This is a genomic window from Kribbella sp. NPDC026596, assembly GCF_040638415.1.
Classification (GTDB): Bacteria; Actinomycetota; Actinomycetes; order Propionibacteriales; family Kribbellaceae; genus Kribbella.
This window is the reverse complement of the sequence record NZ_JBEZYF010000002.1, coordinates 1-23036: the sequence shown is the minus strand read 5'-3', so window position 1 is coordinate 23036 and position 23036 is coordinate 1. Positions and strand designations below refer to the sequence as shown.

Here is a 23036-nt window from a genome sequence, read left to right as displayed (position 1 = left end):
GTGTTAGAGGACCGCATCCGTGGGATAGGACGAAATCTCCCAGTGTCACACTGCGCAGCCGCTCGCTTGCGATCAGCAGTGCGAGACGGCAGGGTGTCGGCATCAAGTTGTGATCCACCTGGTTGGAGTTCTCCCATGGGCCGTCGCCCTCGCCGTATCCGTGTTCTTGTCGCGCTGCTGGCCTTCGGGCCGGCCGGATGCGCCGCTCCTGCGGCCCCGGCGGACAGTGCGCTGAGTCTCGGCAGTACGGCGGCCGCGGCGGTGCCGGCGTCCGTGACCGCGACACCGCGGACCGCGAAGATCTACAGCATCCGGACGACGGACGCGACCAAGGGCGTGATCACGGTGATCGGCACGCTCTCGCCGGCGCCGAAGACCGGGACCCGGATCCCGCTGCACCAGTGGATTCCGTCCGCCAAGCGGTGGCGGGAGGTCGCGCACGGGTACTCGTCCGGCAGCAGCGTGACGATCACCACGGTCCAGCCGGGGTCGGTCCGGACGTATCGCATCGCGATCGGTGCGCAAGCGCCGTACGGGGCGGCCATCTCGCCGATGATCAGCTTCAAGCACTACGTGTGGCGCGGGATCTTCAAGAAGGGGCTGCTCGCCGCGGGTGGTCAGGGACAGCCGCAGTTCAACGTCGTGCCGCCGAAGGAGGGGCCACGGCGCGCCGAGGCCGACCTACTGGCCGACCGGGGCGGCTACGTCTGGGGTGACGTCGACTCGACCGGCTGCAGTTACGTGCGGAACTGGCTCGGCAACCTGACCGACGGGACCGTCCGGGTGTCGCTGCACAACGGGACCAAGGCGATGACCTCGGTGCTGCAGAAGCAGGAGACCGAGACCTGGCTCAACTACAAGATCCTCGGCGTGACCCGGCTGCGCTTGCAGGTCGCCGACGTTCGCTCCGGCTACGGCCCGTACGTCGCGGTCGACTCCATCCTGCTCTGTACCAACTAAGCTGCTGTCCGTGTCGGAGAGCTATGGCGTCGTCCTCGCGGTGGTCGCGCTCGGCCTGGTCGGGCTACTCGGTGCCCTCGCGCTGAACAAGGCGCTCACCGTCACCTATCCGACCGAGGGCAAGCTCAAGACCTACGAGTCGGGCGTCGACCCGGTCGGCGAGGGCTGGGCGCAGGTCCACATCAGGTACTACCTGTTCGCCTACCTCTACGTGATCTTCGCCGTCGACGCGATCTACCTGTTCCCGTGGGCGACCATCTTCGCCGAGCTGGGCTTCGCGACGCTGATCGAGATGTTCGTCTTCCTGGCCTTCGTCGCGGTAGGCCTCCTCTACGCCTACCGCAAGGGCGTCCTCCGCTGGACCTGAGCCGCGTCTGCCGTCTAGGCGCGGGCGAGGGCTGCGGCGATGGCCCAGTCTTGGGGGCCGATGCCGACGGACTTGAAGACCGTGCGGCCGGTTGCGGGTGGGGGCGCCGACAGGGCGGGGCCGAGTTCGACCAGGTCGGCGGTCTCCAGTTCGCCTGAGGTGATTGCGTCGACGATCTCGCCGGATTCCTCGAGTGCGGCTTCCCGCTGGTCGACGAGCACTGTGGTCGCGGTGGTGAGGAGGTCGCGGGGGAGTTCGCGCATGGTGGGGCGGAAGGCGCCGATGGCGTTGACGTGAACGCGGGCCGGGAGAGCGTCGGCGGTGAAGAGTGGGGTGGCCGACGAGGTGGCGCAGCAGACGACGTCGGCGTCGGCGATCGCCTCGTCGATCGACGTACTCGGGGTGAACTTCACGTCGGGGAACTCGTGGGCCAGCTCTCGGCTGAGGGTCGCCGCGCGATCGGCCGAGCGTCCGGTGACGGTGACCGCGGCGATCCGTCGTACGGCGAGGACCGCGCGGACCTGGTCGGGAGCCTGAGCGCCGGTCCCGATCAGCGTGAGGCGAGACGCGTCAGCCGATGCGAGCAGGTCGGTGGCGACCCCGACGACCGCGCCGGTCCGCAAGGTGGTGATCGAGCTGCCGTCGGCGACGAGTTGCTCACCGGCGCCGGTCCAGATCACGGTCGCCCGGATGGCCGGCACCTGGTCGAGCGCGATGCCGATCTTCTTCACCACCGCGGTCCCGGTCGGCGAGTGGTACGCCGACATCACCAGCACCGTCCCGTCCCCGAAGATCTGCCGCGGCGGGAGCACGAAGTTCCCTGCGGCGAGCTCCCGGAACGCGTCCCGCACGGCGTCGATCGCCGTACTCATCGGAACCGCACGGCGGACGTCTTCGGCAGAGAGAACCTTCACCGGCCCGAGCATATGGCGGCTGCGGGGGAGTGCATGAAAAGCCGGCGTTGCGGGAACCGAGTCTTCGTCGCGCGGCGTATCTGAACCAGGTGCTCGTCGCGCGACGTATCTTTGGCGAGGCAAGTGATTCCCCGCCCCACGATAACTGAGAGTAGGTGCGTTCGGAGTCACGACTTCGTTGCTTGATCACCGTATGTGATTGCAGTTGGCAACAAACGCGAGTTTGAATCGCTCGGGGATAACAGAATGCGTACAGCTGGTCGCCAAGCGGTCAGTTCGGAGTTATGGTGATTACGCGGGGATACGGGGTGAGTACGGGGTGGTGAGGCTATGTCGTGGCAACTGTGGGTGTTGATTGCACTCGCGGCGACCGGGCTGGTGCTGCTGGCCGCGGTGCGAATGCGGCACGCCCGCGAGGTCTTCGACGACATCGTCCGTCTCGACCGTCCGTCGCAGCACCGCCGCACAGACCTTCCCCGTGACGAGCTCGCTCGAGCCCGGGAGCGCCGCGTGCCGCCCGAGCCCGACCGGCACCGCAAGCACGGCTAGCACCAACAACCGCGATCGCCCGGTCCCCACCCGGGTTCCGCCCAGTGCCGCTCACGTTCGGTGGCCCGCACAGCGCCGAAGGTGAGCGGCCGTGGGTAGGTCTACTGATCCAGCAGGCCGTCGCGGCGGGCTACCGCGGCCGCTTCGGTGCGGGAGCGAACGCCCAGCTTGGCCAGGATGTTAGAGACGTGCACGCTGACCGTCTTCTCGCTGATGTACAGCTCGCGCGCCAGCTGCCGGTTGGTCCGCCCCTCGGCCAGCAGCGCCAGTACTTCGGTCTCTCGCGACGTCAGCGCACCCGCGCCACCCGTGTCGACGCCGCCGATCTCGTCAAGCAACGGCTTGGCGCCCAGCTCGCGACCCACCTCGGCGGCCAGTGTGGCCTGCTCGTTGGCCTCGGCAACCCGGCCGGCAGCGCGCAACGCGGCCGACAACCGCACTCGCGACCAGGCCTGCTCGAAGATGTATCCGTACCCGAAGGCGTCCACGGTCCGCTCCCACGCGGCCACGTGTTCCTCAGGCGTCGGCGGGTCGATCCCGGCCAGCCACCGAAGCCGCTCCCACTCCGACTCCAGCCGCGCCAGCCAGGCCAGTCCCTCCACGCCCATCAACCGGCCAGGCGGCAGACCCTTCTCCGCCGTCGCCTGGCCCCTGGCGAGCAACTCGGCGCCGCGTGCGACCAGGGCCTCGGCGGCCGCCGGCTCGCCGACCGCTCGATGGCACAACAGTTGCAACCCGAGCGTGGCGAACCGGATCCGGGCCAGGAACCACTCGGTCTGGAAGATGTCGGCACACAGCGCGGACACATCAGCGATCAGCTTCTCCGCCTCGGCGGGCTGATCCAGCTGCCGGTAGGCGTCGACCGCCGGCTGCAGACCGAGGATCGGCAGCATCACGTCGAGGTCCCACCACTTGCGCATCCGCTCGAGCTCCTCGGCGACCGCGGTGTCACCGCGCCCGCCCCGGACCGCGAACTCCACCGCCCTTAGCGCCGCTCCGGCCGCGGCCGGAGTCATCGAGTCCGTCCGAGCCGTCTCGGTCGCGTCGTTCCACTCGCCGAGGATGAACTGTGTCAGCGCCAGCATCCGCCGCGCGTCGAACCCGTACGCCGCCCACTGCCGGCCGAGCTCACCGGCGCGCTTCGTCGCGAACGCCAGCGCGGACTTCGCGTTGAGCAGATCGCCCTGCTCGTAATGCGTCGACCCGAGCAGGAACCGGCTCCGCACCTCGGCGGCCGGGTCTCCGAGGAGCTGCGCCCGGACGGCGGCCTCCTCCAGCTGCTTCGCGGCGGTCTCCGGATCACCGGCCCGGCGGCGCAGCTGGGCGAGCGTGATGCCGGCGTCACTGGCCGCGGACTCCTGCCCGGCCTCGCGAGCGATCTCCAGCGCCTTGTGCGCCCAGCGTTCGGCCTCCAGCGGACGGCCGAGCGCGTCGGACACCCGCGCGTACAGCGAGGCGACCTGGGCCTTGAAGACGGTGGACGGCTCGTCGTGCACCAGCTTGAGCGCCTGCGAGACCGCTTCGTTCGCCTCCTGATCCTGGTCGATGATCAGCGCGATGTCGGCCAGCGGCAACAACAACTGGGCGCGCTGCAGCTTGGGCGCGTCGGGAGGCAGGTCCGCGAGTGCCTTCCGGAGCAGCTTGAGCGCCCGCAGGTGCTGTGAGGACAGCGTGGCCGCCAACGCGGTGTCGACGATCAACCAGGTCTTGTCGATGGTGTTGTCCGGCGAGGCGTTCGGGAACAGCTCGAGGGCCATCTCGTAGTGCTTCAGAGCCTCCTGCGGAGCGGCGACCGAGATCGCCTCCTGGCCGGCCCGCACGCGCGCTTCGAACGCGGTCGCCAGGTCGTGCGACCGGGTGGCGTGCCCGGCGAGCTCGGCCGCCGTACCCGCGACGGTCTGGTCCTTCAGCGCCTGGACGTACGCCGAGTGCTGGCGGACCCGCTCACCGGGCAGGAGGTCGTCGTACACAGCCTCGGCCAGCAGGGCGTGGCGGAAGTAGTACCGATCGCTGGTCGGTACGTCGATGATGTGGGCGTCGATCAGCTCACGCAGAGCGTCGTCGAGCTCGCGGTCGGGCAGGTCGGCGACGGCCGTGAGCAGATCGTGCGGGACGCGCCGGCCCGCGACCGCGATCACCTTGGCGAGTTGCCGGGCCCCGTCGGACAGCGGGTCGAGCCTGACCAGCAGCAGATCGGCCAGATCCGGCGGCACGGCGTCGCCGTCGCCCATCGACGCCGCGGCGACCAGCTCCTCGGTGAAGAACGCGTTCCCTCCGGCGCGGTCGAGGATGCGCCGTACTTCGGTCTCCGGGAGCGGCTCGGTGATCAGCGAATTCAGCAGGACGCGGGACTCGTCGGCGTCCAGGGGGAGCAGGTTGACCCGACGCACCCGCGGGTTGCGGGACCACTCGGCGATCGGGCGGCGCAACGGATGCCGTCGGTGCAGGTCGTCACTGCGATAGGAGACGATCAGGGCCAGGCGCTGCGAGGTCAGCCGGGTGATCAGGAAACCGATCAGGTCCCGGGTCGAGTCGTCGGCCCAGTGCGCGTCCTCGATGATCACCAGCAACGGCTCGCTCGTCGACAGCGCGGTGAACGCGCCGAGGACGGCGTCGAACAGCGCGGCGCGGTCCAGCTGGCCGTCCTGCGGCGCAGGCTGAGCGCCGATCAGGCGGTGGGTGGGCAGCAGCCGCCCGATCGCCGGGAAGTTGGTCAGCACGCTCTCGACCAGGTCGGGCCGGTCACCGGCCAACCGGCCGAAGATCTCGGTGAACGCCAGATACGGCAGGCCGGCGTCGCCGAAGTCGGTGCAGTGCCCGACGAGGACGCCGAAGCCGCGCTCGTGCGCGCCGGTCGCCACCTCATCCAGCAGTCGGGTCTTGCCGACGCCGGCGTCACCGGACAGCAGAACGGCACCGGCACGACGCGTTTTGGCGTCGTCCACGGCGCTCAGCAGCGCGGCCATCTCGGTCGAGCGGCCGACGAGAGGTGTCGAAGTCCAGGGCACGTCGTCCATCTTCGCCCCTGGCGCCGACACAAATCGACGGCATCCCGTCCGGTGTGGCTTCTCTGACATGAAAACGCCGTCCCTGATCGCAGCTGCGGGATCAGGGACGGCGGTTCGGGCGCTCATGCGGCCGTGGTGTAGTGGACGGTCTTGCGCGCGTACCGCGGCTGGTGCCGCTCAGCGCGCTGCCGGCGGGTCCCCGCCCGGAACTCACGCTTGGTCCGCTCCTGCTTGTAGGCGGTCTCCGCCTGGATCAGCTGAGGTGTGATGTACATGGTGTGCCTCCCTTCAGGCTTTCCGGCCGAACAGGTGGGTGAGGTTCCGGCGGGTCCGGGTGGTCCGGTGGTGCCGGTAGTCACGGGCGAGGCGCTCCCTGCGGTAGTCGACCTCTGCCTTGGCGGTGTCTACGGTGAACATCTGCTTCTCCTTGTTTGCTGCCGGCTTCCTGCCGACACCCGTAATCTGCTCGTCTGAGGTAGGCACGCACATCGGAACTCCTCCCTATGTCCGCCTCCCAGGGGGCCTTAGGCGCCCTAGGTACGCCGTACGCCGCGCCTAGGGACCCTGGAAAGCGGTTCTGATGCCGGTTCGCGCGCGGCAGGCTGCTGCCGGAAATGACGGCGGCGCGACCGGCTCGGGAAGAGCCGGCCGCGCCGGGTGGGAAGGGGTTTCGGGCGGTGCTCGAGCCGTCACATCGCGGGACGGGCTCGGAGCTCGGGCGCGCAGGGCTCGGGAGCCTGCTGCTTGGGCTTGCGCTGGAACCAGGCCGGGCGCTGGAAGTCGCGCCGGATACGGTCCTGCCGGTAGCGAATCTCAGCCTGGAGTGAGTCGAGTGAGTGGTAAAGCATGATCTCCTCCGCGAGCTTGTCGATGAGAAGACAGTGCGCGCCTGAGGACCCACCCCACATCGGCACATATCCCTACGCCCAAGGCAACAAACCCCTTAGACGCAGCCCCCGCGCACTACACAGCCACTCCTCGCCGCGGGGAAGCCCTCGCGTGCTACGCAGCCACTCCTCGTCGCCCCGCTCCTCGTCGCAGCCGCTCCGCGCGCTCCCACCCACCCTCCGGCTCACCGCCGGCGCATCCCTCCCGGCTACCCGCCGGCGGGTTGCTCGCTGCCGCTCGCGTCGACCGCCGCGTGGTCAGATCTGCTCGTGGTCGTCAGATGTGGCCGGGGGATGTCGAGACCGGCGTGCCGGCTACGTCCCAGGGGTAGATGCGGTCAGCTTGGCCGCACCTGGCACGTACCGGGAGGACAGTCATGCGAAAGCTCATAGTCCAGCAGTGGGTTACCGTCGACAACATCGCCGCGGAGGAGGACGGTGGCCTCAGCTTCGTGTCGGGGGAACCGTTCGACGACGAGGTCACCGACGACCCCTTCAAGAACAACATGATGGGCTTCATCGACTCGGTCGACACGATGATTCTCGGCGCCAACACCTACAACCAGTCGAAGGGCTACTGGCCGTACGCCAAGGACCAGGGCGAGTACGGCGAGAAGCTCAACAACCTCACCAAGTTCGTCGCCTCGTCGAAGCTGGATGACGCCCACTGGGGCGACTTTCCCGCCGCTACCGTGACTCGCGACCCGGTCGCCACCATCCGGGAGCTCAAGGAGCAGAGCGGCAAGGACATCTGGCTGTGGGGGAGCTTGAAACTCATGCACTCCCTGCTGGCCGTCGGCGTCGTGGACGAGGTCCGAATGCTTGTCTGCCCGGCGGCCCGCGGCAAGGGAACGCGCGTCTTCGAGGATCGGCAAGACCTGAAACTGGTCGAGGCCACCTCGTTCGACAACGGCGTGGCACTTCTGCGCTACGAGATCAAGAAATAGGCGGCATGTCCGTACCTTCGATGATCGGACGCCCGACCATGTCGTTGTCAGGGCGTCAGCAGGTTGGCGTGCTCGCGTACCCATCGTGCCTTGCCGGCCGCCCACTCCTGGCTGCCCTCGGCGACCCAAGTCTTCTGTGGCTCGACACCGGGCCTCGGCCAGCGACAACTCCATGGCCATGGTTGCCTCCATCCGGGTGGCGATCGCCTCGGCGACGTCGAAGGAAGGCAATCCGCCATAGGTTTGCAGGAAGACGCGTACTCGCGCCGCCCGATCGGGCACGGTCGGGAAGTGGTGCCAGGTCAGCGCCATCTCGTCGCTGCGGGCGGGTGTGAACCATTGAAGTGCGTAGGCAACGTCATCGAGCCGCGGTCCGCGATGCAGAAAGTCCCAGTCGATAAGACCTACTGCCTCGTCGCCGTGCCACACCATGTTCCAGGGGCCGACATCACCGTGGCACCAGACCGTCTCCGCCTTGGATTCCACGTCGGGCGCGCAGAAGACCGCATCCGGTGGTGGCTCCCAGCCGATGGACGCGTCGTGGAGTGTCCGCAGCAGCCGGGCCGCAGAACGTAGCCCAGCCTCGGAGTGCTGGTGCGCCCAGCCGTCCGCGCCGGCGTCACCCTCGATGACCACGAGCCGTTCGACATCACCGTCGACAGCGATCGGTTCTGGTACGCACGTGAGTCCTTGGCCGCGCAAGTACCGCAGGAACGCATGGACGGTCGGCGACCAGGAAGAGGCGGGTCTGGTGACGATCCCGTCCTTGATCGAGACCGGGCGCAAAGCATCGAGCTCATCGTCGGTCGGGGCCACGAACGGACCATAACCGCGACCAATTGCCCGGCGCATCGGGAATTCGCCACCACGGGGCTGTAGATGCGAGCGGGAGCGAGCAAACCCGCCGGCGGCAGCTGGCAAGGATGCGCCGGCGATGAGCCGGAGGGTGGGTGGGAGCGCGCGGAGCGGCTGCGACGAGGAGCGGGGCGACGAGGAGTGGCTGCGTAGCACGCGGGGGGCTTTCCCCGTGGTTAGGTGCCGTAGGAGAGGCTTAGTTCGTAGTGTTCGGGGTCGAGGAGTTCGTCGGCGTACTCGGCGAAGCGTTCGTCGGCGGTCCAGCTGGTTCGGGTGGTGTGCAGGAACCAGGCACCTTCCGGACGGCTCAGCAGGTCGGCTTCGCCGGGGCTCAGGGGGCGGCCGCGGAGGCGCTGCTCGCAGTGGTCCAGGTACAACCCGGCGCGGTTGAGGGTGGTGCTGATCGAACCGTTGTCCAGGCCCCGGTCGGGCAGCGAGCGTAGTGAGTCCAGCGCCGGGATCCGGCTGTGTTCGAGGGAGATCGCCGTACCGTCCAGCAGTTGCCGCACGCGTTCGATCACGATCACGTCCGGGGAGTCGAGCCCGAGGCGTTCGGCCAGGGCGGGATCCTGTGCCAGCTCGATCCGGACGGTCCGCATCCGGGTCTCCACGCCTTGCTCCGACAGCGCGTGGGTCCAGCCGAGCCGTCCGTCCAACGGCCTTCCGTCGAAGAGCACGAACGACCCCTTGCCGGTGCGGGTGGTGATCAACTCGTCGTCGGCCAGTACGGCGAGGGCCGCCCGGACCGTGTTCCGGCTGACCGAGAACCGCCGCGCCAGCTCGACTTCCCCGGGCAGCTGAGCACCACGCCGTACGATGCCCGACTTGATCTCCCGGGCCAGCACCGCCGCGACCCGCTCGTGCTTCAACGTGATTCGGCGCATCATCACCACTGGTCGAGGCTGACGATCTCCAGCATCGGTGCGTACAACCGCATGATGTCGATCGCCTTGCGATGGTTGTCGTCGGTGGACCCGGCGCACGCCTCTTCGACCACTTGCACGTGGACGCCGGCGTCGACCGCGGCGAGCGCCGTACTGATCACGCAGCAGTCCGTGGTCACGCCACCCAGGACCAGCTGTCCGTTCGACCGGGCCGCGAGTTCGGGGCCCCACGCGCCGAACGTGGTCTTGTCCAGCGTTGGAGCGCCCTTGAACTCGTCGACGAGCTGGTAGTCGTCCGCATCCGGCGGCTGCAGGGCGAACGGGAACTCTTCGTAGTACGGCACCCAGGCACCGGTCGGTTGCGCCGGCGCCACGAAACGGGTGAAGACGACGTTCGGTGCGAAGCGCTCGATCAGCTGCTTGGTCGGCTCGACCACCCGGTCGAAGTCCGGCGTGGCCCAGCCGGACGCCGGGTCGGCGAAGATCCGCTGCAGGTCGATGAGGGCGAGCACCATCAGGCGATCGTCTCCTGTTGCCGTACGGCGGCCGCCCCGGCGAACCGCTGTACGACGAACCCGGCCACCAGCGCGACCAGGACACCGAGGTTGGCGTATGCCCAGTCACCCGTCTTGCCGCCGAGCCCGAGCGGATCGAGCAGGTACCCCTGCCAGGTCAGCCAGGACGCCAGCGTGTTCGTGACCAGGCCCCAGCCGATGCCGGTGGCAACGAGCATCGTGACCACCGGCAGCCACCGGATGTCGCCGTACCGGCCGTTCGGGGCGTAGAGGTCGTCGTCGGTGTAGTCGCGCCGGCGGGTCGCGATGTCGGCGAGCATGATGCCGCACCAGGCCGCGATCGGGACGCCGAGCGTGATCAGGAAGCCTTGGAACTCGCCTAGGAACTCACCGCCGTAGAACACCACGTAGACGGTGCCCGCGATCATCACCAGGCCGTCGATGAAGGCCGCGACATACCGCTTCACGGGTACGCCGAGCGACAGCAGAGCCAGCCCGGACGAGTAGATGTCCAGCACCGCGCCGCCGACCAGACCGAGCACCGCCACGATCACGAACGGCACCAGGAACCACGTCGGCAACGCCTCCGCCAGCGCACCGATCGGGTCGGCGGCGATCGCCTTGCTCAGGTCCTCCGACGACCCCGCCAGCAGCAGACCGAAGATCAGCAGTACGACGGGAGCCACCGAGCCGCCGAACGTGGTCCAGCCGACCACGCCTCGGCTCGACGCGCGGCGCGGGAGGTACCGGGAGTAGTCCGCGGCCGCGTTCACCCAGCCGAGCCCGAAGCCGGTCATCAGGAAGACCAGCGCGCCGATCACCTGCTGGGCAGATCCGCTCGGCAGCGCGGACACGGTGCTCCAGTGGATCTGGTCGGCGACCAGGATGATGTAGACGACCGTCAGCACGCCGGTGACCACGGTGATCACGGTCTGCGCCCGCATGATCAGGTCGAACCCGAGCACGCCACAGGCCACGATCAGTACGCCGACCACGAGCAGCGCGACCACCTTCGTCAGGTTGCCGCCGCCCCAGCCGAGGCGCTCGAACACGGTCGCCGTGGCCAGCGTCGCGAGGATCGTCAGCACGGTCTCCCAGCCGACCGTCAGCAACCACGACACCAGCGACGGCAGCTTGTTGCCCCGGACACCGAACGCGGCCCGGCTGAGCACCATCGTCGGCGCCGAACCACGCTTGCCGGCCAGCGCGACCAGCCCGCAGAGCAGGAACGAGAAGACGACCCCGATCAGCCCGGCGATCACCGCCTGCCAGAACGAGATCCCGAACGCGAGCGTGAACGCGCCGTAGCTGATGCCGAGCACGGAGACGTTCGCCGCGAACCACGGCCAGAACAGCTGCGCCGGCCGGCCCTTCCGTTCGGCCTCCGCGATCACGTTGAGCCCGTTGCTCTCCACCGAGAGCGCGCGGGTCTGTTGCACCTCGAGCTGGTCAGCCATGGTGTCTCCCACCCAGAATGGACCTGTTCAGTCCTGTTCAATCACGGTAGGCCCGGGCACGGACGTGGTCAAGAATGAATCATGCTGAGCAACGCGGTGGACGGGTTCCAACTGGCGTACGACCGGATCGGCGACGGCCCGGCGGTGATCCTGCTGCACGGCTGGCCGGGTGATCGCACCGATTACCGGGTGCTGGCGCCGATGCTGGCCGAGCGTGGGTTCGAGGTGGTCGTCCCGGATCTGCGCGGGTTCGGCGAGTCGGACAAACAGTCCATCGATCCGATGGAGTACGGCGTCGCCGCGCAGGGGCGGAGCGTGCTCGGGCTGATCGAGGAGCTCGGGCTGGATCGGCCGGTGCTCGCCGGATACGACATCGGCAGCCGGATCGCCCAGGGGATCGCCCGGAGCCGGCCTGATCTCATCGACGGGATGGTGATCGCGCCACCCTTGCCGGGGATCGGGAAGCGGGTGTTCTCCGAGCACGCGCAGGCCGAGTTCTGGTACCAGGCCTTTCACCGGCTGCCCGTGATCGAGGAGCTGATCGACGGCAACCCGGACGCGGTCCGCAAGTACCTGCGGCACTTCTGGACCCATTGGTCCGGGCCCGGGTTCGAGCCGGAGCTGGATCACCTGGTCGAGGTCTACTCGGTGCCGGGTGCATTCACGGCGTCGATCAGCTGGTACCGGGCCGGCGCCGGGTCGGTCGCCGTGTCAGCGGCGGAGATGGCGCCGCCGTCGTACGACCGGATCGCCGTACCGACGGTGGTGCTGTGGCCGGAGTTCGATCCGCTGTTCCCGCGGGCCTGGTCGGACCGGATCGACGACTTCTTCAGCGACGTACGGCTGCGGCATGTCGACGGCGTCGGGCACTACGCGCCGCTGGAGTACCCGGAGATCCTCGCGGAAGAGATTGTCGGACTAGGCTGAGACCATGACCGAGCTGGGGATGCCGACGGTGCGGCCGGCGGTGGGTGCGCTGGCGAAGCTCGCGCCCGAGCCGGTCCGGTACCTGCTGAACTGGGGCCGCAAGTACTCGCTGTGGGTGTTCAACTTCGGCCTGGCCTGCTGCGCGATCGAGTTCATCGCGGCATCGATGGGCCGGCACGACTTCATCCGGCTGGGCGTGATCCCGTTCGCGCCCGGGCCGCGGCAGGCCGACCTGATGGTGGTGTCGGGCACCGTGACGGACAAGATGGCGCCCGCGATCAAGCGGCTCTACGACCAGATGCCGGAGCCGAAGTACGTCATCTCGTTCGGCTCCTGCTCGAACTCCGGCGGCCCGTACTGGGACTCGTACTGCGTGACCAAGGGCGTCGACCAGATCATCCCGGTCGACGTGTACGTGCCCGGCTGCCCGCCGCGGCCGGAGGCGTTGCTGCAGGGGATCCTCAAGCTGCAGGAGAAGATCGCCGGCGAGGACATGACAAGCCGGTACGACGAGCCGTCCGCCGCGGCGCTGACCCGCGGCCTGGTGAAGCCTTGAGTGACGACGCCCTCAACGCGCTGACCAGCGCCGGGATCGCCGCGACTTCGGTGGACAGCTTCGGTCCGACGGCGATCGACGTACCGCTGGAGTCGTGGGTGGCGGCGCACGAGGTGCTGCGGGACGCGGTCGGGTTCACGTTCTTCGATTTCCTGAGTGCTTCCGACGAGCTCGGCGACGGGTTCCGGGTGGTGTCACACCTTGCCGATTTCTGGGGCGGATCGCATGTCGACCATCTGCTCGTCCGGACGCTGGTCCCGCGCGACCTGCCGGTACTGGCGACTTTGTCGGAGCTCTACGCCGGTGCGAACTGGCATGAGCGCGAGACGTTCGAGATGTTCGGCATCACCTTCGCCGGCCACCCGAACCTGATCCCGCTGCTGCTCCCCGACGGCTTCGAAGGCAACCCGCTCCGCAAGGAGTTCATCCTCGCCTCCCGGGTCGCCAAGCCGTGGCCCGGTGCCAAGGAACCCGGCGAGTCCGACCACGCCCCCGCCGGCGCCCCCAGCCGCCGCCGCACCCTTCCCCCCGGCGTCCCCGACCCCGAAACCTGGGGTCCCCGCCCACCCGGATCCCCCGACCCCAGCCCGCTGGCCCCCGCCGAGGCCGCCGCGACACCGGCTCGCCCCCGCCGAGCTCCTGGGGAACGACGAGCCCGCAAACAAGCCGAGGCACCACAAGCCGAGGCACCAGCAGCCGAGGCACCAGCAGCCGAGGCGCCAGCAGCCGAGGCACCAGCAGCCGAGGCACCACCCGCCGCCGACCCGCCGGCTGCGGACTCGCCTCAGGAGTGAACTGGGGTGTAGTAGAAGACTTCCTCACGGGTGATTTGGCCGGACTGCACCGTGCAGAGGGAGAGCTTGGTGGTGCGGGAGCGGATGCCGGTGCGGACGTTGAGTTGGTCGAAGCTGAAGCGGACGGCGAAGCGGTCGTCGAGGAGTAGTGGGCCGACCAGTTGGACCGCCAGGTACTCGACGTCGGCGTTGAGCCGGCGGGCGTTCTCGAGGATGGCGTCGACGCCCTTGACCTCGATCTCTTCGCCGCCGGTTTCGAGTGGGGCGACCCGGACGACTTCCGGAGCGGACAGCGCAAGTGCCTGGTCGAGACGGCCGGTGCTGAGCGCGTTGACGTAGCGGTCGGCGACCTCAGCCGTGGTCAGCACGCAGAACTCGTCGGCGTGTTCTTCGGCCCAGGCGGCAAACGTCAGAGCCGGGCGCCCGGTGAGCTGCACAACCGTGTTCGTGACGGGCTCAGGATTGTCGACGAGGGTGGACCAGTAGCTGACTGCGCTGTCGGCGATCGCGGGCGGAGCGCCCTGGTCGAGCATCGCCTGCCGAGCGTCGGCGCCGGTGAGTCCCTCGATCCGCAGTTGCTTGCCGACGGCCAGCGCGATCGTCTCGACCTGCTCGGCCTGCGTCAGCACCTCCGGCCCCGTGAGCTCATAGCTCTGGCCAACGTGCCGATCATCCAGCAGCGCGAGTACGGCGACCGCGGCGATATCCCGCTCGTGAATCAGCGATCGGCCGGCCTCCGGGTACGGCAGCCTGACCACGTCACCCTCGCGGAACTCCCGAGCCCAAGCCTGCGCGTTCACCGCGAACCCACCCGGCCGTACGAACGTCCACTCCTTGCCCGCGTTCCGCAGCAGCTCCTCGACCTCGCCCCAGACGCCACCATCCGAGGCGTTGAGCGAGGACAGGTACACCACCCGCCGCGGCAACTGGCCGACCACGGCCGCCGCGCCCGACGCGTCGAACGACGGCCACAGCAGGAATGCCGCATCCACGTCGGCCGCGGCTCGTCGTACGGCGTCCGCGTCGTAGAGATCACCGCGCACGAGTTCGACGTCCGTCGGCAGTCCGGCGAGGTCCGGCGTACGCACGAGGGCCCGGACGGTCACGCCCGCCGCGCGCAGGCCCTCGACGACGTGCCGGCCGACGCGCCCGGTGGCTCCGGTGACTAGAACGGTGGTCATCTGAATTCTCCTCAACCTGGGTAACTGCGACCCACCTTTCGACCTCAACGTTGGTTGAGGTCAAGTCGGAGTCGATAGGGTGCGGTCATGCTGGAGTTCGTGGTGCGGGTGGTGGGCGTCCTGGTCGCCTTCCTGGTGGCGCCTCTGCTGGTCGGTCAGGCCGAGCACAAGGTGATGGCGCACATGCAGTCGCGGCTCGGCCCGATGTACGCCGGTGCGTTCCACGGCTGGGCGCAGTTGGTCGCGGACGGCGTGAAGTTCGTGCAGAAGGAGAGCGTGGTTCCGGCCGCCGCGGACCGGCGGGTCTTCGAGTGGGCGCCGATCGTGGCGATCCTGCCGTACATGGCCGCGCTCGCCGCGATCCCGCTCGCGCCCGGCATCGTCGGCGCGGACCTCGACTCCGGTCTGTTCTTCGTCCTCGCGGTGATGAGCATCGGCGTCCTCGGATCGCTGATGGCCGGCTGGGGGAGCGGCAACAAGTACAGCCTGCTCGGCGGGCTCCGGGTCGCGGCGCAGCTGATGAGCTACGAACTCCCGTTCGTACTCTCCGCGGCGAGCGTCGCGGTCGCGGCCGGCACCCTCAGCCTGACCGGCATCGCCCACGCCTGGAACCCGTGGTGGCTGCTCTGGCAGCTGCCCGGGATGATCGTGTTCTTCATCGCCGGACTGGCCGAGTTGCAGCGGCCGCCGTTCGACATGCCGGTTGCGGACTCCGAGGTCATCTTCGGGCCTTACACCGAGTACACCGGGCTCCGGTTCGCGATGTTCCTGCTCGCCGAGTACGCCGGGATCGTGATCCTCGCGGGTCTGACGACGGTGCTGTTCCTGGGTGGTTGGAGCGGGCCGGGACCGGAGTCGATCGGCTGGATCTGGACTCTGCTGAAGGTCGCCTTCGTGTCGGTCGTGGTGATCTGGGTCCGTGTGTCGTTCCCGCGGATGCGCGCCGACCAGCTCCAGAAGCTCGCTTGGCAGGGCCTGGTGCCGGTGGCGCTCCTCCAGCTAGCGCTCACCGGCATCGGCGTCACCCTGTTCTGAGAGCTTCTGTAGGCGACAGGCGGGCAGCCCGGATGGCCGGATAAAGGCCGGCGAGTCCGCCGATCACCAGGGTGGCTGCGACGCCGCCGGCCAGGGACCAGACGGGGATGACCGTCAGCCAGTTCTGGTACGACGAGTACGCCGCGGTGACCGCGGATCCCAGTAATGCCCCGCCGGCGCCACCTAACGCGGACAGCAGCAAGGACTCGGTGAGGAACTGGGTCCGGATCTGCCCTCGAGTCGCCCCGAGTGAGCGGCGCAGCCCGATCTCCGCCCGGCGTTCGAGCACCGAGATCACCATGATGTTGGCCACCCCGACCCCGCCGACCAGCAACGCGACCGCGCCGAGCCCGAGCAGCAGCCCGGTGAACGCCTGGCCCGCGGCCTGCTTCGCGGCGAGTGCGTCGGACGGCCGGGACACGTCGACCTCGTTCGGCGCCTCTGGGTTGGCCGTTGCCCCGAGCACCGAGCGGACCGCCTCCACCTGGGCGTCGTCGGACCGGGTGTAGATCGTGGTCGGGTGCCCGTCGAAGTCCAGCGTGGTGTCCGCCGCGGGCCATCCCATCAGCGCGGCGCTGTCCAGCTCCGGCGCCAGCGCGGCCGGCTCGAGAATCCCGAGCACGGTGAACCACGTGTTCCCGATCAGCACCTGCGTGTCCGGGCCGGCCTTCGTGATGCCCAGCCGGTCGGCGGCGCTGGCGCCGAGGACGGTCGCCGGGTAGTGGCCGGTGGCCGCGTCGATCCACTTGCCACTGCGCAGGGTTGCTCCGATGGTGTCGAGCAGGTTGGTACGAGCGGCGTACGCGATGATGCCGTTCGTCTCGACGGCCGGGATCTTGTTGCTCCGGTACACCGCGGCGTCGTCCACCTTGCCGACCGCCGACTCGGCCCGGACCGGGGCGATCCGGCGGACCATCGCCTCGGCGGTGAGCGGCAGCTGGGCCTGCTCGCCGGTCAGCCGGACGCCCGGCGCGACGGTGAGCAGATTGGTGCCCAGGGCATCGAGTTGACCGTCGAGCTCGGCTCGCGAGGACGACGAGATGCCGACCACTGCGACCATCGCCGCGATCCCGATCGCGATCCCCAAGGCGGACAGGAACGCCCGCGTCGGCCGGGTCCGCAGGCCGACCGCGCCCACCCGGACGACATCGCGTAGCCCGAGTCTTGCGGGTTTGAGCTCGCCGCTCCTGCGCCCACCTCCGGCCGGCTTCTGCTCGCCGGTCATGCGTGGACCTCCTCGAGGATTACGCCGTCGCGCATTCGCACCTGGCGGGGCAGGGACGCGGCGATGTCGCGGTCGTGCGTGATGACGACGATCGTCGTACCGGCGGCGTGCAGGTCCCGGAGCAGTTCCATCACTCCGGCACCCGACGCCGAGTCGAGTGCTCCGGTCGGCTCATCGGCCAGCAGTACGGCGGGTTCACCCGAGACCGCCCGTGCCACGGCGACCCGTTGCCGCTCGCCGCCGGACAGCTCATGCGGTTCGTGATCCATCCGGTGGCCGAGCCCCACGCGCTCCAACGCAGCCGCCGCCCGCTTCCGCCGTACCGCTGGCCGCAGCCCGGAGTAGAGGAGCCCGTCCGCGACGTTGTCCAGCGCCCGTACGCCGGATGCCAAGTGGAACTGCTGGAACACGAACCCGATCCGGGTCGCCCGGAGCGCGGACAGACCCGAGTCCGACAGCCGCGCCACGTCGTACCGGTCGATCCGGACCGTGCCGGCGGTCGGCCGATCGAGAGTGCCGAGGACGTTGAGCATCGTCGACTTGCCGGACCCCGACGGCCCGACGATCGCGACCAGCTCACCGCGGTCGATCCGCAGGCTGACCCCGCCGAGGGCCGTCACGCCGCCCGGGTACACCTTGGTCACCTCGGTCAGTTCGATCACTTCGGGATCCCCACCGCGATACCGGCCTTGACCCCGGTGCCGCTGATCTCGACCTGACCGCTCGCGAACAGTCCGGTCTTCACCGGCGCGTAGTGCGACGACGTACCGTCGGTGACCTCGACTCCGAAGCCGCCCTCGCGCAGGGCGACCAGCGCGGCTACCGGAACCGTGAGCACGTTCTTGCGTTCCGAGGCGGTGAAGGTGACGTCGACGGCCGCGAGCGACCAGGCCGCGACCGCCTTCTGGTTGTCGATGGCAACGACCACCTCGACCTTGGTCTCCGGGTCCTTGTCCGGGCTCTCGGCCGGGACGATCTTCGTCGACACCTTGTCCACCCGGCCGGGCACGGTCTTGCCGTCCGGTAGCGCGACGGTGACCGCCGCGTCGGGCTTGGCCAGGCGCTGGTCCGCGACGTCGAGCTCGACCGTGACGGCCTTGGTGGTGCCGGTGTAGGTAAGGACCTTCTGCTCCGGGCCGAGCGGCGCGCCCTCTTGTGCGTCCACACTGTCCACCCGGATGTGACCGGGTGCGAAGAGGACACTGCCGAGTTCGACGACACCGGTCTCGTCCAGGCCGCGGTCCTCCTGCCACTCCTCGACAGCCTCCGCTGTGGCAGCGGTGTACTCGTCGTCGACGGTGAAGCCGGTGTAGCCCAGCGCTCTGAGGTTCTGCTCGAGTTGCAGGACGTCAGTGCCCGCGCTGCCGTTCGCGAGTCGCCGGTACGCCGGGAGTGCGCCGTACAGGAGTGTGGTCGGCTTGTTGTCGAGGCTGTAGACGGTGTTGCCGCGCCTGAGTTCCTGTCCGCTGTCGGGCAGGCCGGTGATCGTCCCCGCGGACCTGTTGACCGCGGTGGACGTCGTACCGAAGCCGAGGTCGCCGTCTTCGGTCTCGGTGTCCTTGAGGGTCTGCTGCGTGACTCTGGCGGTGTTGACCGGCAGTGCCTGCGCGGTTTGGTTCGCTGCTTGGCTGGTGTCGCCCCGGTTCACCAGGAAGGCGCTGACGGCCCCTCCGGCGGCCAGGACGACCACAGCCGTCCAGGCTCTGCGCATCACTGGCCTGCCAGGATCGGCTGGCACGTCTGCTGTGCCTTCTGGAAGTCGGGGTCGTCACCGACCTCCGGACCGATCATCACGCCGCGCTGGCCAGGCGTCGGGTCCGGGAACTTCTCCACGCCATTCTTGCGCATGCACTCGGCGAACTTGCGCCCGTTCTCGTCCTGCTGCGGGTTCGCACTGCTCTCGCCCTGCGGGTTGTACTGCTGGCAGGCTTCCATCGCCTTCTGGACCTGCTCCGGGCTGACACCGGAGCTCTTGTCGAACTTGAGCAGCGGACCCTTGCCCGGTTCGGGGTCCGGCACGTTGAGACCCTGTTCCCGCAGGCACTGGGTGAACTTGACCGCCATCTCGTCCCGGCTGAGGCTGGGCGGCGCACTGCTCGGTGCGGTGGACTGAGGCTGGGCGCCACTGCCCGAGGCGACCTGGGTGTCGGGGTCCTTCGCGCCGCATCCGGTCAGCCCTGTGGCCGTCAGTAGGGCGGCCGCCAGGACGACGGCCAGGGTGGTCTTGCGCATCATCTCTCCTTGGATCGGTTCAGGCTGACAGCCTTCGCCGGATGCCGTTTCCAGACGGTTTCCGCAGTCGCTAACGCTGGGGAAACACGGGCATCGGGGATCATGGGAGGCGTGCGTGTGCTGGTGGTCGAGGACGAACCGTTGCTGGCGGCAGCGATCGCGGAGTGGCTGCGCGACGACTCGCATGCCGTCGATGTGGCGGGTGACGGCGGCGCCGCGCTCGAACGGCTGGCTGTGAACGCGTACGACGTACTGGTCCTGGACCGTGACATTCCCGTCGTACATGGCGACGACGTGTGCCGACAGTTGGTGGACTCCGGCTCGGCCACGCGAGTACTGATGCTGACGGCCGCGGCTGCGGTGACGGACCGAGTGGAAGGGCTTGGGCTCGGTGCGGACGACTATCTGACCAAACCGTTCGCCTTCGCCGAGTTGGCGGCCCGGGTGCTGGCGCTCGGGCGGCGGAGTCGTCCGGCTGACCCGCCAGTACTGCGTCGCGCGGGGCTCACGCTGGATCCGGCCCGGCACGAGGTGTTCCGGGACGGTCGGTACGTGCCGCTGTCGAAGAAGGAGTTCGCCGTACTCGCGGAACTACTCCGAGCCGATGGCGCCACGGTGTCGGCCGAACAACTCCTGGAGAAGGCATGGGACGAGCACGTGGATCCATTCACCGGAGCGGTCCGGCTGACCATCCTCAAGCTGCGCAGGAAGCTGGGGGAGCCGGGACTGGTCGAGACCGTCACTGGCGTCGGGTACCGCATCCCGTGAGACGGCTGACGCTGCGGGGGCGGCTCACGCTGATCTATGGCGGTCTGTTCATGGTTGCCGGCGTACTGCTGCTCGGTGTCACCTATGCGCTGTTCACCAACAACCTGGGCCAGCAGTACCGGGTGATCGTGCAAGGCACGTACCTCAACCCGCCGCCGTCCGCGGGTGCGTCACCGAAGCCGGACCAGGTTTATGTGATGAACAAGGACGGTGATGTGCTCACCGGCTCGGACGCCGAGCGGGTGCTGGACCAGCAGCGCCAACAGGTCCGCCAGGCCGCGATCAAGTCGTTCCTGACCCAGGGCAGCGTCGCACTGGTCGTGGTGGGCGGGCTGGCAGCCGGCTTCGGCTGGCTGGTCGCGGGCCGAGTCCTGGCACCCCTGCACCGAGTCACCGACACCGCGCGCCGCATCGCTGCGGCACCCGCGGCGCTCCATGAGCGGATCGCACTGGACGGCCCTCAGGACGAGGTGAAGCTGGCCGACGCCTTCGACACCATGGTCGAGCGGCTCGGCCACTCCTTCGACGGCCAACGCCGCTTCGTCGCCAACGCCTCCCACGAGCTCCGCACCCCACTGACGCTCGGCCGCGCGCTGGTCGAGGTCGCGATGCATCGCCGTACGGCATCCAGTGATGTCAAGGAGCTCGGCGAGAGCCTCCTCACCATCAACGCCCGCCACGAACAACTCATCGACGGCCTCCTGATCCTCGCCGACTCCGAGAAGGCCCTGACCACCGTCTACCCCGTCAACCTGGCCGACATCGTCAACCACGTAGCCACCCAGCTGACCCCCGAAGCCACCGCCGCCCACGTCGACCTCATCCGCGCTCCCGCCGACGCCCCCGTGTCCGGCGACGCCCTGCTCCTCGAACGCCTGGTCCACAACCTCGTCGAAAACGGCATCCGCCACAACGTCACCACCGCGGACCGCCAGGCCATCACAACTGCCCACCGCCCGACCGGCGCCGCGGGGCACGCACTGGACTCCGCGAATGTGATGGCCCTGGAGTCCGCCGCCTGGGTCCGAGTAGTCAGCCGGACAACCCACGACCACGTGGAACTGGTCGTCACCAACACCGGACCCGAGATCCCGCCGTACGAAGTCGAATCCCTCTTCAAACCCTTCTACCGCCTGGGCGCCGAACGCCTGGTCACCGGAAAGGGCGCCGGCCTAGGCCTCTCCATCGTCCGCTCAGTAGCCGAAGCCCACCACGGCACCGTCACAGCGATCCCCCGAGAATCCGGCGGCCTACAAGTAACCGTCACCCTCCCCCTCGACCCCACCTAACCACCCGAAGCACACCGCCCCAAAGGACACCGCTCCGCGGCGGCTGTCCTGTCGGCCACCTCCGGCGGCGCCGCGAACTGGCCTTCGCCCCACCTGGGAGCGGCGGACGAGCTGTGGACCGAGGCACTGGACTCGAGCACCGGCTCCGGTGGCGGATGGAACGCCATGGGGATGCAGGCTGGCCCACCGGCACCTTGCGACCGGGCCAGGACTCGGGCTCGGCGAGTGAAGCGCCACGAGCAACCTTGCTAGCCCGACGCTGAGGGTGCAGCCCGTCAGGGCTTTCGCAAGCAACTTGCGCAAACTTGCGCGTGCTGCCCCGAAGGCTTGGCTACGGACGGAAGTCCCCTCGATGATGGGTCAGCACCACCCACAGTGTGCTACCTGATACAGGAGGTCATCATGGCACTACTGTTCTACGGCAAAGACCCGAACTGCCCGGGGAACAACTGTCCAGCGGTCTTCCGAGACGAGGAGACCGGCGATCTGTACTTTCAGGGTGAGACGGTCGTCGATCTGGCGATGCTGGCCAGGCTGTCGAAGGACTGTGGGCTCGAGGACTCGGAGTCCGTCGTGAAGCTACCCGCCAGGATGGCGGAGATCATTGTGGAGGCCTGTCGTGCTGGAGCCATCGTTCGATGAACTGCTCGCCGGCTCCAGTCGAACTGCGCTGAAGCTGGAGTTTCGCGACCAGTACATGACCGAAGACCCCGCCTATGCAGCGTGGCAGGCTGGTGACGTCGACCAGGCGGTCCGCGAGTACGCCGGCTGGACGGAGACGGCCAGCACCGCAACTGCGCGAGGCGTCGAGCTCAAGCGGGTACGAGTCGTCAGTGAACCGGTCTCGGATTACATCGCCTTTGAACACGCAGTGACTTCGCGCGTCAACGTCATTGCCGGAGAGGCGATCCGCTGGGTACCGCGCCCGCGCGTGTCCGCGGTTGCCCTGCCAGGTAACGACGTCTGGATCTTCGATGAAGCCACCGTTCAGTTCTGCCTCTTCGCCGGTGACGGGCGGTTCGTCGGCAATGAGGTAAGCACCGACCCCGATGTGGTGAAGCTGTGTCGCTCGGCGTTCGAGGCAAGCTGGGAGCGTGGCATCGACCACGTGGACTACTCCGTTACCGTGTAAAGCCCTGCCTTCTCGTCGTTAGCCAGTTGGATGCCTGCGTCGCAATTCTCGAGTGCCCAGAGCGCGCGCCAGGCTCTTGCCGACCGGCTGCGGGATATCCGGCTCGACGCGGGACTGACCGCGCGGGGACTGTCCACCGCGGCCGGTTGGCATGAAGCCAAGACGTCCAAGATCGAGCATGGCAAACAGCAGCCGTCCGAGGCGGATCTGCGCACGTGGTGTGCTGTCTGCTCTTCACCCGAGCTCCTAGCGGACCTCATTGCGGAACTGCGGTCCGTCGACTCGATGTGGCTGGATTGGCGGCGGGCCGAACGAACCGGGCTACGCCACCTCAACGCTTCCGTGCGCGATCTCTATGAGCGCACGAGGCAGTACCGCTCCTACTGCCAAACCATGGTGCCCGGCCTGTTGCAGACCGCGGCGTACACGACCGCCGTGCTCACCTCGATCCGGGACCGTCGGCTAGGGCGTGTCTCCTAAAGGTCGGCGTGGTTGGCTGGGATTGTTGGCTGGTGTCTCGTTCTGCGGTGCTGACCGACGCGCAATGGAGCCGG

General features: G+C 68.6%; 26 protein-coding genes and 1 pseudogene. 13 read left to right on the top strand and 14 right to left on the bottom strand.

All coding sequences use genetic code 11. The features are described from left to right. Positions 1 to 135: 135 nt before the first annotated feature. Entirely contained in the window at positions 136 to 960 is an 825-nt protein-coding gene (locus AB0E63_RS01690; RefSeq protein WP_360359701.1) for a hypothetical protein, read from the top strand. Between the two features lie 10 nt (positions 961 to 970). Beyond that, the gene (locus AB0E63_RS01685; protein WP_360359698.1) at positions 971 to 1327 is read left to right on the top strand and encodes an NADH-quinone oxidoreductase subunit A; all 357 of its coding nucleotides are present in this window, start codon (positions 971 to 973) and stop codon (positions 1325 to 1327) included. A 14-nt stretch (positions 1328 to 1341) separates the two neighbouring features. Here the strand turns inward: AB0E63_RS01685 and AB0E63_RS01680 are convergent, their stop codons facing one another. Beyond that, entirely contained in the window at positions 1342 to 2241 is a 900-nt protein-coding gene (locus AB0E63_RS01680; protein WP_360359695.1) for an ornithine cyclodeaminase family protein, read from the bottom strand. A gap of 330 nt (positions 2242 to 2571) precedes the next feature. On the opposite strand from AB0E63_RS01680, the gene AB0E63_RS01675 reads away from it, so the two are divergent. Then, on the top strand, positions 2572 to 2790 hold the full coding sequence (locus tag AB0E63_RS01675; protein ID WP_360359692.1) for a hypothetical protein: 219 nt from the start codon (positions 2572 to 2574) through the stop codon (positions 2788 to 2790). Between the two features lie 101 nt (positions 2791 to 2891). On the opposite strand, the gene AB0E63_RS01670 is transcribed toward AB0E63_RS01675, so the two are convergent. The 4 genes from AB0E63_RS01670 to AB0E63_RS01655 form a co-directional block, all read right to left on the bottom strand. After that, the gene (locus tag AB0E63_RS01670; RefSeq protein WP_360359690.1) at positions 2892 to 5807 is read right to left on the bottom strand and encodes an AAA family ATPase; all 2916 of its coding nucleotides are present in this window, start codon (positions 5805 to 5807) and stop codon (positions 2892 to 2894) included. Positions 5808 to 5920: 113 nt separating this feature from the next. Further along, positions 5921 to 6073 carry a hypothetical protein gene (locus tag AB0E63_RS01665; RefSeq protein WP_360359687.1) on the bottom strand — a complete coding sequence of 51 codons (153 nt, stop codon included), beginning with the start codon at positions 6071 to 6073 and terminating at the stop codon, positions 5921 to 5923. A 13-nt stretch (positions 6074 to 6086) separates the two neighbouring features. After that, positions 6087 to 6215, bottom strand: coding sequence for a hypothetical protein (locus AB0E63_RS01660; RefSeq protein WP_360359684.1), 129 nt, complete (start codon positions 6213 to 6215; stop codon positions 6087 to 6089). Between the two features lie 272 nt (positions 6216 to 6487). After that, positions 6488 to 6646 (bottom strand): hypothetical protein, encoded by a 159-nt coding sequence (locus AB0E63_RS01655; protein ID WP_360359681.1) that lies wholly within the window; start codon positions 6644 to 6646, stop codon positions 6488 to 6490. A 416-nt stretch (positions 6647 to 7062) separates the two neighbouring features. Between AB0E63_RS01655 and AB0E63_RS01650 the strand changes: the two genes are divergently transcribed. Beyond that, positions 7063 to 7632: a dihydrofolate reductase family protein gene (locus AB0E63_RS01650; RefSeq protein WP_360359679.1), complete on the top strand. Its 570-nt coding sequence runs from the start codon at positions 7063 to 7065 to the stop codon at positions 7630 to 7632. 297 nt (positions 7633 to 7929) lie between these two features. Here the strand turns inward: AB0E63_RS01650 and AB0E63_RS01645 are convergent. The 4 genes and pseudogenes from AB0E63_RS01645 to AB0E63_RS01630 form a co-directional block, all read right to left on the bottom strand. Continuing rightward, positions 7930 to 8484 (bottom strand): annotated as a pseudogene (locus AB0E63_RS01645) (aminoglycoside phosphotransferase family protein); the annotation flags it as partial. A gap of 179 nt (positions 8485 to 8663) precedes the next feature. Next, entirely contained in the window at positions 8664 to 9374 is a 711-nt protein-coding gene (locus AB0E63_RS01640) for a GntR family transcriptional regulator (RefSeq protein WP_360360300.1), read from the bottom strand. After that, the gene (locus AB0E63_RS01635; RefSeq protein ID WP_360359676.1) at positions 9374 to 9886 is read right to left on the bottom strand and encodes a cysteine hydrolase; all 513 of its coding nucleotides are present in this window, start codon (positions 9884 to 9886) and stop codon (positions 9374 to 9376) included. The genes AB0E63_RS01640 and AB0E63_RS01635 overlap by 1 nt, the downstream gene beginning before the upstream one ends. Next, positions 9886 to 11343 (bottom strand): cytosine permease, encoded by a 1458-nt coding sequence (locus AB0E63_RS01630; protein WP_360359672.1) that lies wholly within the window; start codon positions 11341 to 11343, stop codon positions 9886 to 9888. The genes AB0E63_RS01635 and AB0E63_RS01630 overlap by 1 nt, the downstream gene beginning before the upstream one ends. A gap of 81 nt (positions 11344 to 11424) precedes the next feature. Between AB0E63_RS01630 and AB0E63_RS01625 the strand changes: the two genes are divergently transcribed. Genes AB0E63_RS01625 through AB0E63_RS01615 form a run of 3 tightly spaced genes read left to right on the top strand, consistent with a single transcriptional unit; the run spans position 11425 to position 13620 of the window. Continuing rightward, the gene (locus AB0E63_RS01625; RefSeq protein WP_360359669.1) at positions 11425 to 12270 is read left to right on the top strand and encodes an alpha/beta hydrolase; all 846 of its coding nucleotides are present in this window, start codon (positions 11425 to 11427) and stop codon (positions 12268 to 12270) included. 4 nt (positions 12271 to 12274) lie between these two features. Next, a complete protein-coding gene (locus tag AB0E63_RS01620) occupies positions 12275 to 12826 on the top strand; it encodes an NADH-quinone oxidoreductase subunit B family protein (protein ID WP_360359667.1) in 552 nt (183 codons plus the stop codon). Next, a complete protein-coding gene (locus tag AB0E63_RS01615; RefSeq protein WP_360359664.1) occupies positions 12823 to 13620 on the top strand; it encodes an NADH-quinone oxidoreductase subunit C in 798 nt (265 codons plus the stop codon). Before AB0E63_RS01620 ends, AB0E63_RS01615 begins: the two co-directional genes overlap by 4 nt. Here AB0E63_RS01615 and AB0E63_RS01610 read toward each other — a convergent pair. Further along, positions 13611 to 14801, bottom strand: coding sequence for an NAD(P)H-binding protein (locus tag AB0E63_RS01610; protein ID WP_360359662.1), 1191 nt, complete (start codon positions 14799 to 14801; stop codon positions 13611 to 13613). The two genes, AB0E63_RS01615 and AB0E63_RS01610, sit on opposite strands and share 10 nt — an antisense overlap. 87 nt (positions 14802 to 14888) lie before the next feature. Between AB0E63_RS01610 and AB0E63_RS01605 the strand changes: the two genes are divergently transcribed. Then, a complete protein-coding gene (locus AB0E63_RS01605) occupies positions 14889 to 15836 on the top strand; it encodes a complex I subunit 1 family protein (RefSeq protein ID WP_360359659.1) in 948 nt (315 codons plus the stop codon). Here the strand turns inward: AB0E63_RS01605 and AB0E63_RS01600 are convergent. The 4 genes from AB0E63_RS01600 to AB0E63_RS01585 are packed head-to-tail and all read right to left on the bottom strand — an operon-like array spanning position 15823 to position 19293. Further along, entirely contained in the window at positions 15823 to 17061 is a 1239-nt protein-coding gene (locus AB0E63_RS01600; RefSeq protein WP_360359657.1) for an ABC transporter permease, read from the bottom strand. The genes AB0E63_RS01605 and AB0E63_RS01600 overlap by 14 nt on opposite strands. Further along, a complete protein-coding gene (locus tag AB0E63_RS01595) occupies positions 17058 to 17723 on the bottom strand; it encodes an ABC transporter ATP-binding protein (protein ID WP_360359654.1) in 666 nt (221 codons plus the stop codon). Before AB0E63_RS01595 ends, AB0E63_RS01600 begins: the two co-directional genes overlap by 4 nt. Then, on the bottom strand, positions 17720 to 18772 hold the full coding sequence (locus AB0E63_RS01590) for a peptidoglycan-binding protein (RefSeq protein WP_360359651.1): 1053 nt from the start codon (positions 18770 to 18772) through the stop codon (positions 17720 to 17722). The genes AB0E63_RS01595 and AB0E63_RS01590 overlap by 4 nt, the downstream gene beginning before the upstream one ends. Next, positions 18772 to 19293, bottom strand: coding sequence for a hypothetical protein (locus tag AB0E63_RS01585; RefSeq protein ID WP_360359648.1), 522 nt, complete (start codon positions 19291 to 19293; stop codon positions 18772 to 18774). Before AB0E63_RS01585 ends, AB0E63_RS01590 begins: the two co-directional genes overlap by 1 nt. Positions 19294 to 19404: 111 nt before the next feature. Between AB0E63_RS01585 and AB0E63_RS01580 the strand changes: the two genes are divergently transcribed. From AB0E63_RS01580 to AB0E63_RS01560, 5 genes are all read left to right on the top strand, one after another. Further along, positions 19405 to 20061: a response regulator transcription factor gene (locus AB0E63_RS01580; RefSeq protein WP_360359645.1), complete on the top strand. Its 657-nt coding sequence runs from the start codon at positions 19405 to 19407 to the stop codon at positions 20059 to 20061. Next, a complete protein-coding gene (locus tag AB0E63_RS01575; protein WP_360359642.1) occupies positions 20058 to 21350 on the top strand; it encodes a HAMP domain-containing sensor histidine kinase in 1293 nt (430 codons plus the stop codon). Before AB0E63_RS01580 ends, AB0E63_RS01575 begins: the two co-directional genes overlap by 4 nt. 402 nt (positions 21351 to 21752) lie before the next feature. Further along, on the top strand, positions 21753 to 21992 hold the full coding sequence (locus tag AB0E63_RS01570; RefSeq protein WP_360359639.1) for a hypothetical protein: 240 nt from the start codon (positions 21753 to 21755) through the stop codon (positions 21990 to 21992). After that, a complete protein-coding gene (locus AB0E63_RS01565) occupies positions 21970 to 22482 on the top strand; it encodes a DUF6879 family protein (RefSeq protein ID WP_360359637.1) in 513 nt (170 codons plus the stop codon). The genes AB0E63_RS01570 and AB0E63_RS01565 overlap by 23 nt, the downstream gene beginning before the upstream one ends. Before the next feature lie 30 nt (positions 22483 to 22512). After that, on the top strand, positions 22513 to 22962 hold the full coding sequence (locus AB0E63_RS01560; protein ID WP_360359634.1) for a helix-turn-helix domain-containing protein: 450 nt from the start codon (positions 22513 to 22515) through the stop codon (positions 22960 to 22962). Positions 22963 to 23036 lie beyond the last annotated feature (74 nt).

Coding starts and splice junctions, on each gene's coding strand:
- AB0E63_RS01610 (WP_360359662.1), bottom strand. CDS start 14,801: ATGACCACCGTTCTAGTCACCGGAGCCACCGGGCGCGTCGGCCGGCAC.
- AB0E63_RS01690 (WP_360359701.1), top strand. CDS start 136: ATGGGCCGTCGCCCTCGCCGTATCCGTGTTCTTGTCGCGCTGCTGGCC.
- AB0E63_RS01640 (WP_360360300.1), bottom strand. CDS start 9,374: ATGATGCGCCGAATCACGTTGAAGCACGAGCGGGTCGCGGCGGTGCTG.
- AB0E63_RS01620 (WP_360359667.1), top strand. CDS start 12,275: ATGACCGAGCTGGGGATGCCGACGGTGCGGCCGGCGGTGGGTGCGCTG.
- AB0E63_RS01585 (WP_360359648.1), bottom strand. CDS start 19,293: ATGCGCAAGACCACCCTGGCCGTCGTCCTGGCGGCCGCCCTACTGACG.
- AB0E63_RS01600 (WP_360359657.1), bottom strand. CDS start 17,061: ATGACCGGCGAGCAGAAGCCGGCCGGAGGTGGGCGCAGGAGCGGCGAG.
- AB0E63_RS01660 (WP_360359684.1), bottom strand. CDS start 6,215: ATGTTCACCGTAGACACCGCCAAGGCAGAGGTCGACTACCGCAGGGAG.
- AB0E63_RS01665 (WP_360359687.1), bottom strand. CDS start 6,073: ATGTACATCACACCTCAGCTGATCCAGGCGGAGACCGCCTACAAGCAG.
- AB0E63_RS01650 (WP_360359679.1), top strand. CDS start 7,063: ATGCGAAAGCTCATAGTCCAGCAGTGGGTTACCGTCGACAACATCGCC.
- AB0E63_RS01670 (WP_360359690.1), bottom strand. CDS start 5,807: ATGGACGACGTGCCCTGGACTTCGACACCTCTCGTCGGCCGCTCGACC.
- AB0E63_RS01630 (WP_360359672.1), bottom strand. CDS start 11,343: ATGGCTGACCAGCTCGAGGTGCAACAGACCCGCGCGCTCTCGGTGGAG.
- AB0E63_RS01625 (WP_360359669.1), top strand. CDS start 11,425: ATGCTGAGCAACGCGGTGGACGGGTTCCAACTGGCGTACGACCGGATC.
- AB0E63_RS01635 (WP_360359676.1), bottom strand. CDS start 9,886: ATGGTGCTCGCCCTCATCGACCTGCAGCGGATCTTCGCCGACCCGGCG.
- AB0E63_RS01655 (WP_360359681.1), bottom strand. CDS start 6,646: ATGCTTTACCACTCACTCGACTCACTCCAGGCTGAGATTCGCTACCGG.
- AB0E63_RS01570 (WP_360359639.1), top strand. CDS start 21,753: ATGGCACTACTGTTCTACGGCAAAGACCCGAACTGCCCGGGGAACAAC.
- AB0E63_RS01675 (WP_360359692.1), top strand. CDS start 2,572: ATGTCGTGGCAACTGTGGGTGTTGATTGCACTCGCGGCGACCGGGCTG.
- AB0E63_RS01605 (WP_360359659.1), top strand. CDS start 14,889: ATGCTGGAGTTCGTGGTGCGGGTGGTGGGCGTCCTGGTCGCCTTCCTG.
- AB0E63_RS01560 (WP_360359634.1), top strand. CDS start 22,513: ATGCCTGCGTCGCAATTCTCGAGTGCCCAGAGCGCGCGCCAGGCTCTT.
- AB0E63_RS01590 (WP_360359651.1), bottom strand. CDS start 18,772: ATGCGCAGAGCCTGGACGGCTGTGGTCGTCCTGGCCGCCGGAGGGGCC.